Raw genomic sequence first — 15,498 nt, 5'->3', positions numbered from 1 at the left:
CGCATGGGGAAGCGAGGGCCTGCCTGTGAGAGAAGGTTGTGCTGAAACCGTGGGTTCAGGCCGCGCGGCCGAAGTCGGCGTCATCCTCATCCTCGCCGCCGCTCATCATATCCAGCGCAAAGCCTTTGACTCGCTCTTGCTGGTGCATGACGGAATTGGGCTTGGATTTTCTGGACTTGGCGCGGGGCAGCGGAGCGGCGGCGCGGGCCTGGCGCGCGGGGGCGCTGCGCTGAGCGGGCTGGGGGGTGCTCATGCTGTCCTCGGCGCTGACACGGAAGAAGGAGACGATGTGCTGCAATTCGTCGGCCTGCGAGGCCAGCTCCTCCGAGGTCGAGGAAATTTCGACCGAGGCGCTGGCGTTCTTTTGAGTCACGCGGTCAAGCTGCTGGATCGCTTCATTGATTTGCGACGCGCCAATGTCCTGCTCGCGGCAGGCGGCGCTGATTTCCGACACCAGTTCGGCGGTGCGGCGGATGTCGGGCACCAGTTTGGTCAGCATCTCGCCCGCTTCGGCCGCGGCCTTCACCGTATCGGAAGACACGGCCACGATCTCGGCGGCCGCCACCTGGCTGCGCTCGGCCAGTTTGCGGACCTCGGAGGCAACCACGGCAAAGCCCTTGCCATGTTCGCCCGCGCGGGCCGCCTCTACGGCCGCGTTCAGCGCCAGCAGGTCGGTCTGACGCGCGATTTCCTGCACGATGCCGATCTTGGCCGCGATGGTGCGCATCGCGCCCACCGCCTTGTCCACCGCCGCGCCCGACAATTCGGCATCGCGTGAGGACTGGCGGGCGATCTTTTCGGTCTGGGCGGCATTGTCGGCGTTCTGGCGGATATTGCCCGCCATCTGCTCCATCGAGGCAGAGGCTTCCTCGGTCGAGGCGGCCTGTTCGCTGGCGCCCTCGGACAATTGTTCGGAACTGGCGGCCATCTGGTTGCTGCCGGCGGCCACATGCCCGGCCGCGCCGCCCACGTTAAGGGCAAAGGCGCGCAGATTGTCGATCAAACGGTTGACCGAATTCTTCATCTTCTGATGGTCGCCCTGACATTCGATCTCGACCCGTTCGAGCAGATCGCCCTTGCTGGCCAGATCCAGCACCCGGTTGCCCTCGCCAATGGGCAGCAGGATCGCATCGAGCATACCGTTGATCCCGGCGATCAGCGCGGCAAAATCACCGACAAACCGGCGGTCATCGCCCCGCTCGCTCAATTGCCCCGCCGTGGAGGCATCGATCAGGCGATGAATTTCCGTGGTGATCGCGCGCAGATTGGTGCGCAATGTCTCGATCGTCTCGTTGATAAAGGCCTTCTTGCCGGGGAATTGTTCAAGCGGCGCGTCAAAATCGCCCTCGCTGAACGCCTTCACACAGACCATGGCCTTTTTCTTCACCGCGATATGTCCGGCCACCATATCATTGATGCCCTGCGCCACGGTGGCAAAATCGCCCTTGAACTTTTCCGCGCGCACCTGAACGTCGATATCGCCCTTATCATGCTCGGCCGCCATGTAGTTCATCTCGGTGATCAGCCCGCGCAGATTGGCGCGCAATGTCTCGATCGTCTCGTTGATGAAGGCTTTCTTGCCGGGGAATTGTTCAAGCGGCGCGTCGAAATCGCCCTCGCTGAACGCCTTCACACAGACCATGGCCTTTTTCTTCACCGCGATATGTCCGGCCACCATAGTATTGATGCCGCGCGCCATGTCGGCCAGTTCGCCCCGGAATTTGTCCACGGGCAGGATCGCGTCAATCTCGCCCCGGTCATGCTCGCCCGCCATGGTTGCCACGCCGTGGCCCAGCGCCTGCATCGGTTGCGCCGCGCTGTCGAGCAGCCGGTTGATCGCGCCAAGGATCACCTGCGTATGGCCCTTGCCGACCATGGGATCGGTCCGCGCGCCCAGATCGCCGGCGGCCATGGCTGCTTCGACACGCTCAATCTCGGCCACGATGGATTCGGGCGAAACGCTGGAGAAAATACTAAGCGCCATGAACCAATTCCTCTTTACCGGCTCTTTATCTGAATGATTTTTATATTTTTTCCAAACGCGCCGACCTTTCGCAATTATAAGGAAGGAAAGTCGGACATGCTTCGGATTCCAAGAATTACCCAACAAGTACATGGATCTTCTCGAATAACGGTAAATTGAAACCGGGCCTTATCTAAGCAAATACCCGATAGGCGCTTTAGATCGGGATTCGCCTTAGGGTTTTCCTGCCGCTCGCACAGGAAAAGGGGCGGCCCCAAAGGACCGCCCCTTCCCCCTCATCAACATCCGGTTCAACGGGTCGCGCCGCTGGCCTGTCCCTGCGCGGCATTCTCGATCTGCTGGCCGTTCATGGTCGAAATCAGGCTCTTGCCATTGCCGCTGGCGGCAAAATTGCCGGCGGGCAGCGTGATATCGCTGTTGCGGGCGCGCATCACCACGCTCTGCACCCGGCCGTTGCTGTCGGCCACCACCTGACGCACCTTGCCCAGACGCGAGCCATCGGGGGCGGTGATCGCCATGCCGGGCTTGACGGCTGCGCTGCCCGCAACCTGCGAGGCCGCGCTGCCCGCCAGCGCCAGATTGCTGCTGCCCAGCGAACCGGCGGCGGAAAGCGAGTTCTGCGCGCTGCCCTGCGCGGCGGCGCTCAGGCCATTGGCGCGCCCGGCAACGTTAGAGGCGACATCATTGGCGCGCCCGGCGACATTGGAAGCGGTATTGGAAGCAGCCTCCTTGCCGCGCGAGGCTGCATTGGTCGCCGCCATATTGGCGCGCGATACGGCGCCCGAGGCCGCCGAACGCGCATCGCCCACCGCCCCATTGGCCCGCGAGGCCGCCGCGCGAGCGCCATTGGCCACCTGATCCGTGCCGATCAACTGCGCATTCGCGCTGCCGCTGCCCGTGGCCGAACCGCTGGCCGAAAGCGCGCCATCGACAGTACGCGTCCCGGTAACCGGGGCGGTCGTCGTGGTGGTCTGGGTCAGATTGGCCGCGCCATTGCCGGTCACGCTGCGATTGGCGTCCACCTTGCCATTGTGGGTGTTGACATGCTGGCTGCCGGTGGTGTTGCCGCTGGCCGTGGCGGTGCTGCGGGTGGTGGAGCGCGTGGCGGTTTCCACCTGCGAAGTGGCCGAACCGATGGTGCCCATCGATCCGAAACCGCCCATCGAACCTGCGCCACCGATCGCGCCGCCCAGACCGCCGCCAATGGCGCCCCCAAGGCCGCCGCCGCCGCCCAGCAACTGGGCATGGGCAGGCACCGCGGCGAGGCTGAGAACCAGAGCGGCGAAAGTAAGGCTGGAAATGCGGGTCATGTCGTGTCTCCTTCATGATAATGTTGGGAACCACGTCCTGGGGTTCTGATGAGGAAACGAGTGCCGAAGCGGATTTCTTCCAAAGAAAATTCGGAAATTTTTAAAAAGAAATCCCCGCAGAAAGGGATGAACCTCTCTGCGGGGACCTGCCGCCTGCCGTTGGTAGCCGATAATCAGGCGGCATAGGGGGTAAGGATGATTTCCACGCGGCGGTTGGCGGCGCGCCCGCTGATGGTGGCGTTCGAGGCGATCGGCTCGGTCTTGCCGAAACCCTGCACATGCATCCGCGCGCCATTGACGCTGCGGTCGGCCAGATAATCGGCCACCGCATCGGCGCGCCGTTCCGACAGGCGCTGGTTATAGGCATAGGAGCCGATGGCATCGGTATGGCCGTTCACATCGACATAGGTGGCCGGATATTTGCCCAGCGTGCGCGACACCGCATCGAGCACGCCGTAAAAGCGCGGCTGGATGTCGTGCTTGTCAAAGGCGAAGGTCACATCAGAGGGCATTTCCAGCACGATCTGATTGTTGCGCTTGATCACCTCGACCCCGGTGCCGCGCAGGTCATTTTGCAGCACGACATACTGGCGGTCGATATAGGCGGGCGCCTCGGCATAGGTGATGGGCACGATGCCCGCATTGACGATGGCCACGCGGCGCACCGCGACATCGGGAATGGCCGGAACAATGGCGGGAACGGCAACCACCGAGCTGACACGGCTGACCACCGGCACCGCGACCGCAGGGCGGGCCACAATCGGCGCGCGCACCGCAGGAGCCTCGACATCCTGAGCCAGCGATCCGGCAACGCCCAGCGAGCCCGTGGCCCCGCCCAGCGCCCCGCCGACACCCAGCCCGCCGCCGATCGCGCCGCCCAGCAACTGGGCGTGAACCGGGGCGGCCAGAGCCAGCGTCATCGCAATGGATGCGGCGATGTTGAAAGTCTTCCTCATGATCTGTCTCCTTCATCTGTGCCAGCCCTTGGAAAGAGAGCGTTGCGACTGGCTATGATGAGGAAACGATGGGGCTTGCGGTTTTCTTCCCTGCGCGACGCGGATTTTTTCAAATGCCCTTGCGACAGGCATTGCACAGAATGCCCCGCCCGGTGCGCGCGCCCGCGCCCACCGCCTCGCGGTCCAGCGCGGCCAGAGCGCCCGACGGATAGGCCGCCAGACGCGCGGCCACCAGCGGCGCGGCAAAGGAAGTGCCCCGCAAAGTCACCCGCCCGGCAAGGCCGACGGCAGTCATATCCGCGCCCGGCGCGGCATAATCGAGATGGCTGGCCCGCCCGGCCTCGAACAATACGCGCCCCTTGCCGTCCACCCCGGTCACGGCCACGACATCGCGATAAGAGGCCGGATAGGACAAAGGCGAGGCCGCACCATCATTGCCGACGGCGGCCACGACAAACATGCCCCTCGCCTGCGCCGCCGCCACGGCGCGCTCCAGCAGGGGATTGGCCGGGCCCACAAGGCTGATCGAGACGACCGGAACGCGCTGCGCCGCCATCCAGCCCAGCGCCTTGGCGATGGCCAGCGCATTGCCGCCCGCAGGATCGGCGCCATAGACATCGGCGGCAAAGACATGCGCCACCCCCGCCCCGCCCAGCAGCGAGACGATGGATTGAGCATGTTGATTGGGGCGCGGGGCGCCGGTGGCAAAACCGGCCTGCGCCGAAAGGCGGGCATCAGGCCGCACGCCCCCGTCGATCAGGCCCACCGTGCCACCCCGTGGCGAGGGCATGGCGGAGGAGCCAGTCGTAGGCCCTGTCTGGCCGCCGGGGAAATGGATCTGATCGGCCGTCACCGTCTTGGCGGGCAGCAGCTTTTGCAAAGCGCGCGTGGCATCGGGCAAGGACAGACCGGCGGGGGTTTCCAGCCGGGCAAAGCCCACGCCCAGCCCTTCCAGATCGCCCCGCTCCATCACGCGATAACCCGATTTTTCCGCAAGCATCAGCGCGGCCGGATCGGGATCGAGCAGCAGCAGTTCATGCGCGCGAGCGGGCGAACCATTGGCGTCCATCGCCACCGTATTGCGATTGCGGCGCACGAAATCATCCAGCCGCTGCAACCGCAGATCGGCCAGCGCGCGCAGATCCCCCAACGGGCGCGCCACCACCGAGGCGGCCTCGTCCCCCGCAGCATCCAGCGCTCCGCGCAGCCGGTCCACCGCCCCGCCCAAGGTCTGCCCAACAGCAGGCAGACCAAGTTGGGCAAGCGCAGGCCCCGCCGCCCCCGCCAGCAGCGCGGCGACAATCCCCAGCCTGATCAACCGCTGTCGCACTCTCTTGCCCTTTGTTCAAAAAAATCGCACCAACGCGGAAGAAACGAGCGTGGTCGTCCGTTTCATCCATGACAAGGTGCAAATCATTGCCAACGGCTCAATTCAGCGAAGGACTGGTCAGGCTTTTGCCGCAGATGCGGCGGTTTGCCCGCGGTCTGACGCGGGACGGGGCCGATGGCGACGATCTGTGCCAGATGACAATCGAACGCGCGCTCAAATCCTCGCATCTGTGGACTGAGGGGACGCGCCTTGATTCATGGGTGTATCGGATCATGCGCAACATATGGATCGACGAGGCCCGCGCCCGGAACCGCGCCAGCCAGACCTTCGCCCCCGAAGAGGATGGCGAACATGTGGGCATGGCGGGCGATGTGGGGATCGAGGCCCATGTCGAACTGGGCAATGTGGACCGCGCGATGGCGCAATTGCCCGATGAGCAGCGCGAGGCGGTGATGCTCGTGCTGGTCGAGGGCTTTGCCTATAAGGAGGCGGCCGAGATCATTGGATGTCCGATGGGAACGCTGACCTCGCGTCTGGCGCGGGGGCGCGAGGCGCTGATGCGCGCGTTGGGAGAAGAATTATGAGCATCAGCCGCGAAGAAATCATGGCCTATGTCGATGGCGAAATGGACGAGGCCGCCCGCGCCAAGGTGACGCTGGCCGCGCTGAGCGACCTTGACCTTGCCGAGGCGATTGCGCGCGAGTGTGGGCTGCGCGAGCGGCTGCAGGGCCATTTTGCGGGCGTGGCGCAGGAGCCTGTGCCCCCGGCGTGGGAGGCGATGATCCGCAAGGCACAGTCGGCCGAAGCCCCCGCCGAAGCCCCGCCCGCCCCCGTCATCGACCTGGCGCAGGTGCGCCGCAGAAAGGCCGAGGAGGCCAAGGCGGCACAGCCCCGCGTTCCCCTGTCGCAGCGCAAATGGTTTGGCGGAGCGATTGCCGCCGCGCTGGTCATGGGCCTGTTCCTGGGCGGCCAGATGATGCGCAGCGAAGGGCCGATCACGGCCAAGGGCGGCGCGCTGCTGGCCTCGGGCGATCTGGCCCATGCGCTGGACCGGCAACTGGCCGCCAATGAAGGATCGACGCGGATGATCGCCACGTTCCGGCGGGGCGACGGGGCGGTGTGCCGCGCCTTTTCCGGCGCTTCGGCCTCGGGCATCGCCTGCCATGGCGGCGATGGCTGGCGGCTGGAGCATGTGATGCCGGGATCGGACGCCTCGGGCGCGCAATATCGTCAGGCCGGGTCGGCCGATGCCGCCGTCATGGCCATCGCACAGGATATGGCCGTGGGCGAACCGATGGATGCGGCGCAGGAAAAAGCGGCCAGAGACAAGGGTTGGCGCTAAAATTTCCATCGTTAGTATTTGTCTATTTGAACCCTGTGAAAAAACAGGTTGAAATCGTGTGTCTTTGCGCTCTAGTCTCCCTATGACAACGGTAACATAAGGAGCGCCGAAAGCGGGGGCAATTATCGCTTTTGCGGCGCAGGCAGAGGATAGTCGTGACCACCATCAAGGATGTGGCCGAGCGCGCGGGCGTTTCGATCAAGACCGTTTCGCGCGTGCTGAACGAAGAGCCGCATGTGCGTGCGCAGGTGAAGGAACGCGTGCATGCCGCCGCGCGCGAGCTGGATTACAAGCCCAATCGCGCGGCCAGCCGCCTTGCGGGCGGACGCTCCTTCCTGATCGCGCATCTCTATGACAATCCCAACCCCAGCTATATTTCCGCGCTGCATATCGGTGCGGCGCGGCGGTGCCGGGAATTGGGCTATCATCTGGTGGTCGAGCCGGTGAACAGTCAGGACGAGGATCTGCTGGGTCTGGTCCGGCGCCTGTTCGCCACGATTGCCCCCGATGGTATTTTGCTCAGCCCACCTTTGTCGGAAAACACCGATTTTGTCGAAAGCGTGCGCAAGCTGGGCGGGCGGATCGCGCTGATTTCGGCGACGCACGGCGATGAGTTGCGGCATATCTCCACCGATGAACGCGGGGCCAGCAAGGCGATCATGGCGCATCTGCTGGGTCTGGGCCACCGCCGCATCGGTTTCGTGCGCGGCCACCCCCAGCATTTCGGCGCCACCTTGCGCTATGACGGCTATTGCCAGTCGCTGGTCGAGGCCGGGCTGGAGCTTGAACCGGCGCTGGTGGCGCAGGGCTATTTCGACCTGCAATCGGGGCTGGAGGCGACCCGCAGCCTGCTTGCCCTTCCCGAGCGGCCCACGGCGATCTTTGCCTCGAATGACGAAATGGCGGTGGGCGCGCTGATGGCCGCGCGCGAATTCGGGCTGTCCGTGCCCGAGGATCTCTCCATCATCGGCTTTGACGATACGCCGATGAGTCGCCTGATCTCGCCCGCACTGACCACCGTGCGCCAGCCGCTGGAGGCAATGGGCGCGGCGGGGGTGGAATCCATCGTCTCGCCCGACAAGGCTCCGCGCGACTATCTGGATTTCGAGATCATCCTGCGCGATTCCTGCGCGTCGCCGAGGGGGTAAAAGGAAGTTTGCCTCCGGCGGGCAAAGGGCGGGGGCCCTTTTGCAATCCCGTTACTGGGGTGGGTATTTTTATGGTGATGGATAGCCGCTGCGCGGCGGGGGTGGCCTGACAGGCACCCTTGCGTTTGTCCGCGCGCGGCGTCATCGTCGGGCGGGTTTCGCCATGAAAGGATGCGGGAATGAAGGCAGGATTGGCAGTGCTGATGGCCGGATTGCTGATCGCCGCGCCCGCATTGGCGCGGCCCATCGCAGGCGGCTGGACGGCACGATGAAGCTGAGCGGAAAAAAGCGCCTTTGAACTCTCTGGCCCCCATCCTTGGCGCGATCATGGCCGAGCGATCCGCCAGCGCGCAAGCCCTGCTGGCGCAGATCGTCGCGCGCTGGAGCGAATCGCTGCGCATAGCGGGCGTAATCGAGGAGCCACCGGCCAGCGGCGAGGATTGCTCGCCCGGCACACTGGTCAGCATCCACGATGGCGCGCGTTTCCCGCTGGGTCAGGATCTGGGCTGCGAGGCGCAGGGCTGCACGCTCGATTCAGGCGCGCTGGTTTCGGCGGCGGCATGGGTGGAGGCGCGCCTGTCCCAACCCTGCGACCTGCTTATCCTGAGCAAGTTCGGCAAGATGGAGGCCGAGGCGGGCAGCGGTCTGCTCTCCTGCCTGTTGGCGGCGCTGGATCAGGGGGTGCCGGTGCTGCTGACGATCTCGCCCCGTTTTGTCGGGGCATGGGCCGAATTTGCCGGACCCTATGCCCAGACCCTGCCGCCCGACCTTGCCGCGGTCGAAGGCTGGCTGGAACAGATCACAGCGCCCGCATCGCTGCCGCCGCAATAGAAAAGCTGCGCCGCCGCGCTTCCTGATCGAACATCTGGCCCGCAACGATGATCTCGTCCGCCCCGGTCCGCGCGATCAGGCGACGCAGCATCGCCTCGACATCGCCCTGCGTACCAATGGCGGTGCAGGCCATCACCTGATCCAGCATGGCGCGATGAGGCGCGGGCAGGTTCTCGTAATAATTTTCCACCGGCGGCTTTACCCGTCCCCCGCCCTGCCCGGTGCGCAGCGCGACAAAGCCCTGCTGCATCGTCGAGGCCAGAAACCGGGCCTCTTCCGCCGTGTCGGCCGCAAACACATTGCAGGCCACCATCACATGCGGCCGGTCCAGCACCGCCGAGGGGCGGAACAAGCGGCGATAGACATCCACCGCTTCATCCAGCATGGCGGGCGCGAAATGCGAGGCAAAGCCATAGGGCAGGCCCATCGCGGCGGCCAGTTGCGCGCCATAGGTGCTGGACCCCAGCACCCACATCTCCGGCCTCGCCCCCGCGCCCGGCACGGCGGGAAAGCCCGCCCGCGCGTCACCTGCGAAATAGGCCTGCAATTCCATCACCTGCTGCGGGAAGGCATCGGGATCGCCATGGCGCAGCGCCATCGCCACCCGCCCGTCCGACCCTGGCGCGCGGCCAAGCGCCAGATCGATCCGTCCCGGATAGAGCGCGTCAAGCGTGCCGAATTGCTCGGCAATCTGCAAAGGCGCATGGTTGGGCAGCATGATCCCGCCCGACCCGATGCGGATGCGCGACGTATGCCCGCCCACATGCGCCAGCACCACCGAAGTGGCCGCCCCGCCGATGCCGGGCATACCGTGATGCTCGGCCACCCAGTATCGCGCAAATCCCTCGCCCTCGGCATGGGCGGCAAGGGCGGCGGCATGGGCATAGGCCTCATGCAGCGTGCCGCCTTCGAGCACGGGGACAAGATCGAGGACGGACAGGGGGATGGACTGGCTCATGCGCCCCTATCTGGGCATGGGGCTGGCGCGCTGCAAGGAGCGCGTTGATATGGAGCGCGATTTTAGGCGCAGGCCGGACAGGTTTCCCCGGCGATATAGAGCGGCGAGGCCTGCTCTGCCTCGCCCACCGGCGCGCCGCAGGCCGCGCAGGACACATGGCTGCCCAGCGCAAGGCCATGGCCCAGCGTCACGCGCTCATCAAAGACGAAGCATTCGCCCTCCCACAGGCTTTGCTGCGCAGGCACCTTTTCGAGGTAATTGAGGATGCCGCCCTTGAGGTGATAGACCTGCTCAACGCCCTCGGATTTCAGGAAAGCGGTGGATTTTTCGCAACGGATGCCCCCGGTGCAGAACATCGCGACCTTGGGCTGCTTGCCCTCTCCCAGCAGTTGGTCCCTTTGGCTACGGAACCAATCGGGAAATTCGCGGAAAGAGCGCGTGTTGGGGTCGATGGCGCGCTGAAAGGTCCCGGCCACCACCTCGTAATGGTTGCGCGTGTCGATCACGATGGTTTCCGGGTCGGCAATCAGCGCGTTCCAGTCCTGCGGCTCGACATAGGTGCCGACAATCGAGAGCGGATCGACGCCGGGCACGCCCATGGTGACGATCTCGCGCTTCATGCGCACCTTCATCCGGCCAAAGGGCATGGCGGCGGCGTGCGAATATTTGACCTCCAGCCCGGCGCAGCCCGGCAGCGCGCGGATATGCTCGATCACGGCGGCGATCCCCTGCGCGCTGCCCGCGATGGTGCCATTGATCCCCTCGCCCGCCAGCAGCAGCGTGCCCTTGATCGCCTGCTCCTCGCAAAGCGCCAGCAAAGGCTCGCGCAGGGACGCAGGTTCGGCAAAGGGGGTGAAGTGATAAAGCGCGGCAACGGTGATCATGGCGCGGCCCCATAGCGCCAAATGGCGCAAGACGCAAAGCTGGGCTGGCCCTCGCGCGCCTTGCCTGCTAGGCGGCGCGGATGCTGAACATTTCCGATGTCACCGTGCGCCTCGGCGGCCGCACCATTATTGATCGCGCCAGCGCTGCCCTGCCCACGGGCGCGCGGGTGGGTCTTGTCGGGCGCAATGGCGCGGGCAAATCAACGCTGGTCAAAGCCATCATCGGCGAGCTGGAACCCGACGACGGCAGCATCGACATGCCGCGCCGCTCGCGTCTGGGCTATATCGCGCAGGAAGCGCCGACCGGCACCGCCACGCCGTTTGAAACCGTGCTGGCCGCCGATACCGAGCGCGCCGCGCTGCTGGAGGAAGCCGAAACATCGGCCGATCCGCACCGTTTGGGCGATGTGCATGACCGACTGATCGCGATTGACGCATATACCGGGCCTGCCCGCGCGGCGCGCATCCTGCTGGGCCTTGGCTTTACCGAGGAGATGCAGGCGCAGCCGCTCGATTCCTATTCGGGCGGCTGGAAAATGCGCGTGGCGCTGGCCGCGCTGCTGTTTTCGCAGCCCGATGTGCTGCTGCTCGACGAACCCTCGAACCACCTCGATCTGGAAGCCACGCTCTGGCTGGAAAACTTCCTGCGCGCCTATCCCGGCACGCTGCTGATCATCAGCCATGAGCGCGATCTGCTCAACAATGTGGTCGATACAATCCTGCATCTTCAGGGCGGCAAGCTGACGCTTTACGCGGGCGGATATGATTCGTTCGAACGCCAGCGCGCCGAACGCGCAGCGCAAGCCGCCGCCGCCAAGGCCGCGCAGGATGCCCAGCGCGCCAAGCTGGAAGATTACGTCCGCCGCAATTCGGCCCGCGCCAGCACCGCCAAGCAGGCCCAGTCGCGCGCCAAGATGCTGGCCAAGATGCAGCCGGTTCTGGGGATGATCGAGGATCCCTCGCTCTCGTTCAACTTCCCCGATCCGGCCGAATTGCGCCCGCCGCTGATCACGCTGGACCACGCGGCGGTGGGCTATGGCGACACGCCGATCCTGCGGCGGCTCAACCTGCGTATCGACCCGGATGACCGCATCGCCCTGCTGGGCCGCAACGGCAACGGCAAGACCACGCTGGCGCGCCTGCTGGCCGGACAGCTCCCCGCGATGGAGGGCGAGATGGTCACGGCGGGCAAGCTCAACATCGGCTATTTCACCCAGTATCAGGTAGAAGAACTGGCAGGCGGCGACACGCCGCTGGTGCATATGGCCCGCGCGATGCAGGGCAAGCCCGAAAGCGCGGTGCGCGCCCAGCTTGGCCGTTTCGGCTTTTCCGGCCCCAAGGCAACCACCTCCGTCAGCCAGCTTTCAGGCGGCGAGCGCGCGCGTCTGGCCCTCGCGCTGGTGACGCGCGATGCGCCGCATCTGCTCATCCTCGACGAACCGACCAACCACCTTGACGTCGATGCGCGCGAAGCCCTGGTGCAGGCGTTGAATGATTACCAGGGCGCGGTGATCCTCATCAGCCACGACCGCCACATGGTCGAAATGACCGCCGACCGCCTCGTGCTGGTCGATGGCGGGGCCGCCGAGCCCTATGATGGCAGCATCGAGGATTACATCGACTTCATCCTCGGCCGGAACCAGCCCAAGGCGGCGCCCGCGGAGGGCAGCGGAAAACCCGCGCCCTCCGCCGCTGTCAAAGCCAACAACCTTGCCTGGGCCGAGGTGAAGGAATTGCAGAAAAAGGTCGCCAAGGCCGAAAAGGACATGGCCAAATTGCAGGCCCGGATCGCTGAAGTGGATGTGGCCCTGTCCGACCCCGCCAAGGCGCCGCCTGCGCTCAAGGGCATGAACATCGGCAAGCTGGGCCAAATGCGCGAAACGCTGGAGGCCGAAACCGCCGCAGCCGAGGCCCATTGGATGACGTTGGTGGAAAAGCTGGAGGGATAAGAGATTTTTTGGGGGCTTTGAAAGATGCCTCCGGCGGGCAAAGGGCGAAAGCCCTTTGCAATCCCAAATTTTAAATCTCTAATTTTCGATAAATCAACTCCCAAACAAAAAATAATACTCTCGACTTTATAGATAAGATAGAAGAGAGTGTGAAAAGAGTGAGAGATGACTGATAGCCCTTGTGGAGGGGGCATCATGGATTGGACGCCTCCATCTCTCACTCTTTTCTCCGATAGCATTGGATTTCCACCGAACTGAGGTCTTTTGCCTTAGTTTCCTTTGCATACGCAAGGGCGTTCACTGCAAAAATTTTGAAATAATTGGCTTGACAGTGCAACCCAAACAAATCCGCCAATCTCATATAAGTAATTGATTTTTATGATGGAAATCCAAGTGCGCGACCCAAAGTATTGGAAAAAAATTAGATTCTTGAAGCTGTCAAAAAGCTACCACTTTCTAAGCCTTGCTCATTAGTTGATTGAGGTCACAAAATACCTACGGCTTTCAATGTCTGTTCGACCCGAATCACCCTCATTATCGGGATTGCAAAGGGCCCCCGCCCTTTGCCCGCCGGAGGCAAACCCTTAAACCCCAAAAACAAAACAGGGCGAGGAAAGCCGAAACCTCCCCCGCCCCACCTCGCACTTCTTATCGGGCGGAGCGCAAACCCCGCCCATCGCCTCACCGCGTCGCCTTGGCGTCCGCGGCGGTTACCTTGTCCTTGTACTTGTTGCCGAAATTGGTGCGCACATAGTTCACCACATCGGCCACCTGCTGGTCGCTCATCATCTTGCCGACGGGGGGCATGCCGTTCTTGCCGTGCAGGACGATGTAGAGCGGGTAGCCTGCCGAGGCGAGGTTTTTGTTGGCGGCCAGAGCGGGGTACATGCCCGCCGCCTTGGCGCCCTTGGCATCGGGCATGTGGCAACCGGCGCAGACGCGCTTGTACATGGCTTCGCCGGTGGGTTCGGAGAATTTGAACAGGCTGACGAAAGCGCCATCGGCATCGCCTGCCGATTTTTCGCCGGGCTTGGCGATCAGCGTGGTGGGCTGCGCGTCGCCGCGCTGGGCATGGGCGGGCGCGGACAGGGCAAGCCCGAGGGCGACGAGAGGAAAGAGGATCTTCTTCATGGATTTCACCCTGCCACAACACGTTGATGCAGACGCCCGATGGCGTCGAGCGAGGAGGTCAGCGCGCCTTCCTGCCATGCCGGAATGAACGAGGCATGTTCGCCCGCCAGCAGGATGCGGCCATCGATCTGGCACAGGTTGTCGTAATGCTCCTTGCGCGCCTCGGGGCTCCAGTTGCCAAAGCAGCCTTGCGTCCATGGCACGCGGTGCCAGCCCACCGCCACGCCGTTGAGGAACTCGTCCTTGTACTGCGGGTGGATTTTCGCGCCCCATTCCACCGCGCGGGCCACACGCTCGGCGGGCGGCAGCGAGGTGAATTCATAGGCATAGGCACCGAAGGTGTAGCCGCCCAGCAGGGTGGCCGGACCCGTCGAGCCATAGCGCGAGGAGGGGTACGAAATCTGGGTGATCGGCAGATCGGTATAGGAAATGCCGCCGAAGATATGGTCGTCCTGCTCCCAGAAGCGGCGCTTGAATTCGAGGCCCACCTTGAAGCCCGCCTCATAGGGCACGGCGCGGATGGCATTGGCCATCTTGTCGCCCACATTCATGTCGATCTGCGAAAGGACCGAAAGCGGGATCGTGCAGAGGCAATAATCGGCGCTGGCGGTGCCGCGCTGGCCGGTCTTGGTGTCCTCAAACGTGGCGGTCACGCCCTTGGCGTCCTGCTTGATCGACACGACCTTGCTGTTGAAGCGCACGAACTGGCCGACATGCTTTTCAAAGCCCTTGGCCACATTGTCCATGCCGCCCACCGGCTGGAAGATCGAGCTCTGGCGCTCGATGCCAAAGCCCGCCGACAGGCCGGTCCACAGGTGCGATTGCAGGACGGTGGAAAACTTCATCGGTTCGGACGGGATGGGATAGGCCGAAAGGCCGCCGCCCGGATTCTTGGCCCAGCCGCGGCGATCCGAGCTTTCCGGCCCCTTCACATAGCGCAGGTCCTTGTCCAGCGAGCCCCAATCGCGCAGGGCTTCGAGCAGGATCTCGGCGTCTTCCTTGGTCACTTCGTCCGACAGCGCCTGCTTGTTCACCGCCTTGGCCAGCAACTCGCTGGTATGGCCCATGAAATCGGCCTGAATCTCGCGGTAACGGATCGGCTTGCCGCCAAAGGCCTGCGTGTTGTGCAGCAAGGCATTGGTGTTGACCTGCATGAACGGTTCAAGCGCGACGCCCAGTTCGTTGCAGTAAGAAATCATGCCCTTGTGGTCATAGGGCAGGCGCCACGGGCCGGGGTTGATATAATTGCCCGGCGCGAAACCGACATTCTGCGTCGCCCCGCCCAGTTCGGTGAAGCTGTCGCCGCCGCGCAGCGTCCACGAACGGCCGCCCACGCGATTGTTATATTCCAGCACCTGCACCTTGTAGCCCGCGCGGCTCAGCTCCAGAGCCGCCACCAGCCCCGCCACGCCCGCGCCCAGAATAAGCACCGAGGCGCCCTTGACGTCGCCTTCCAGCTTGGGCTTGCCCTTGAACGTGGTGGCATGGGCCTGATTGAGGCTGGACATGGCCATATACATGGCCGAAGCGCCCGCCGTCTTGCCAATCATGGCCAGCAGATCGCGCTTGGTCATCTTTGGAAGGAGCCCATTCGCGGCTGAATTGTCGGTCATTCTCAGGTTCCTGTTCGCATGTGCAACGAGGGGGGCAACATAAGGGGGCAACAAAGGCGGCT

13 protein-coding genes are annotated in these 15,498 nt (G+C 64.1%); 5 read left to right on the top strand and 8 right to left on the bottom strand.

Annotated features, from left to right (window positions below):
• Positions 1-55: 55 nt before the first annotated feature.
• The 4 genes from FHW92_RS15845 to FHW92_RS15830 all read right to left on the bottom strand — a co-directional run bounded on the left by FHW92_RS15845 (position 56) and on the right by FHW92_RS15830 (position 5,580).
• On the bottom strand, positions 56-1,984 hold the full coding sequence (locus FHW92_RS15845) for a methyl-accepting chemotaxis protein (RefSeq protein WP_172249297.1): 1,929 nt from the start codon (positions 1,982-1,984) through the stop codon (positions 56-58).
• Between the two features lie 290 nt (positions 1,985-2,274).
• Complete coding sequence (locus tag FHW92_RS15840) at positions 2,275-3,294, bottom strand: hypothetical protein (RefSeq protein WP_168604252.1); 1,020 nt, start codon at positions 3,292-3,294, stop codon at positions 2,275-2,277.
• A 173-nt stretch (positions 3,295-3,467) separates the two neighbouring features.
• A complete protein-coding gene (locus tag FHW92_RS15835) occupies positions 3,468-4,250 on the bottom strand; it encodes an OmpA family protein (RefSeq protein ID WP_168604251.1) in 783 nt (260 codons plus the stop codon).
• A gap of 109 nt (positions 4,251-4,359) precedes the next feature.
• Complete coding sequence (locus FHW92_RS15830) at positions 4,360-5,580, bottom strand: S8 family serine peptidase (RefSeq protein ID WP_168604250.1); 1,221 nt, start codon at positions 5,578-5,580, stop codon at positions 4,360-4,362.
• Between the two features lie 134 nt (positions 5,581-5,714).
• Between FHW92_RS15830 and FHW92_RS15825 the strand changes: the two genes are divergently transcribed.
• The 4 genes from FHW92_RS15825 to FHW92_RS15810 all read left to right on the top strand — a co-directional run bounded on the left by FHW92_RS15825 (position 5,715) and on the right by FHW92_RS15810 (position 8,901).
• Entirely contained in the window at positions 5,715-6,164 is a 450-nt protein-coding gene (locus tag FHW92_RS15825; protein ID WP_246870197.1) for an RNA polymerase sigma factor, read from the top strand.
• Entirely contained in the window at positions 6,161-6,922 is a 762-nt protein-coding gene (locus FHW92_RS15820; protein WP_168604248.1) for an anti-sigma factor, read from the top strand. The genes FHW92_RS15825 and FHW92_RS15820 overlap by 4 nt, the downstream gene beginning before the upstream one ends.
• 155 nt (positions 6,923-7,077) lie before the next feature.
• Positions 7,078-8,070 (top strand): LacI family DNA-binding transcriptional regulator, encoded by a 993-nt coding sequence (locus FHW92_RS15815; RefSeq protein WP_168604247.1) that lies wholly within the window; start codon positions 7,078-7,080, stop codon positions 8,068-8,070.
• Between the two features lie 294 nt (positions 8,071-8,364).
• Positions 8,365-8,901, top strand: a complete 537-nt coding sequence (locus FHW92_RS15810) for a DUF2478 domain-containing protein (protein ID WP_168604246.1) — start codon at positions 8,365-8,367, stop codon at positions 8,899-8,901.
• On the opposite strand, the gene FHW92_RS15805 is transcribed toward FHW92_RS15810, so the two are convergent.
• The gene (locus FHW92_RS15805; protein ID WP_168604245.1) at positions 8,870-9,859 is read right to left on the bottom strand and encodes an LLM class flavin-dependent oxidoreductase; all 990 of its coding nucleotides are present in this window, start codon (positions 9,857-9,859) and stop codon (positions 8,870-8,872) included. The two genes, FHW92_RS15810 and FHW92_RS15805, sit on opposite strands and share 32 nt — an antisense overlap.
• A gap of 62 nt (positions 9,860-9,921) precedes the next feature.
• The gene (locus FHW92_RS15800) at positions 9,922-10,743 is read right to left on the bottom strand and encodes a rhodanese-related sulfurtransferase (protein ID WP_168604244.1); all 822 of its coding nucleotides are present in this window, start codon (positions 10,741-10,743) and stop codon (positions 9,922-9,924) included.
• Between the two features lie 80 nt (positions 10,744-10,823).
• Here FHW92_RS15800 and FHW92_RS15795 point away from each other — a divergent pair, with 80 nt between their 5' ends.
• A complete protein-coding gene (locus FHW92_RS15795; protein ID WP_168604243.1) occupies positions 10,824-12,692 on the top strand; it encodes an ABC-F family ATP-binding cassette domain-containing protein in 1,869 nt (622 codons plus the stop codon).
• A gap of 681 nt (positions 12,693-13,373) precedes the next feature.
• On the opposite strand, the gene FHW92_RS15790 is transcribed toward FHW92_RS15795, so the two are convergent.
• Together FHW92_RS15790 and FHW92_RS15785 are read right to left on the bottom strand one after the other, a co-directional pair.
• A complete protein-coding gene (locus FHW92_RS15790; RefSeq protein ID WP_168604242.1) occupies positions 13,374-13,823 on the bottom strand; it encodes a cytochrome c in 450 nt (149 codons plus the stop codon).
• Between the two features lie 5 nt (positions 13,824-13,828).
• Positions 13,829-15,397, bottom strand: coding sequence for a flavin monoamine oxidase family protein (locus FHW92_RS15785; protein ID WP_168604241.1), 1,569 nt, complete (start codon positions 15,395-15,397; stop codon positions 13,829-13,831).
• Between the last annotated feature and the right edge of the window lie 101 nt (positions 15,398-15,498).

Origin of the sequence: Novosphingobium sp. SG707 (genome assembly GCF_012275515.1) — a bacterium.
Classification (GTDB): domain Bacteria; phylum Pseudomonadota; class Alphaproteobacteria; order Sphingomonadales; family Sphingomonadaceae; genus Novosphingobium.
The sequence above is the reverse complement of the archived record's forward strand: the minus strand, read 5'-3'. Positions and strand labels throughout refer to the sequence as shown.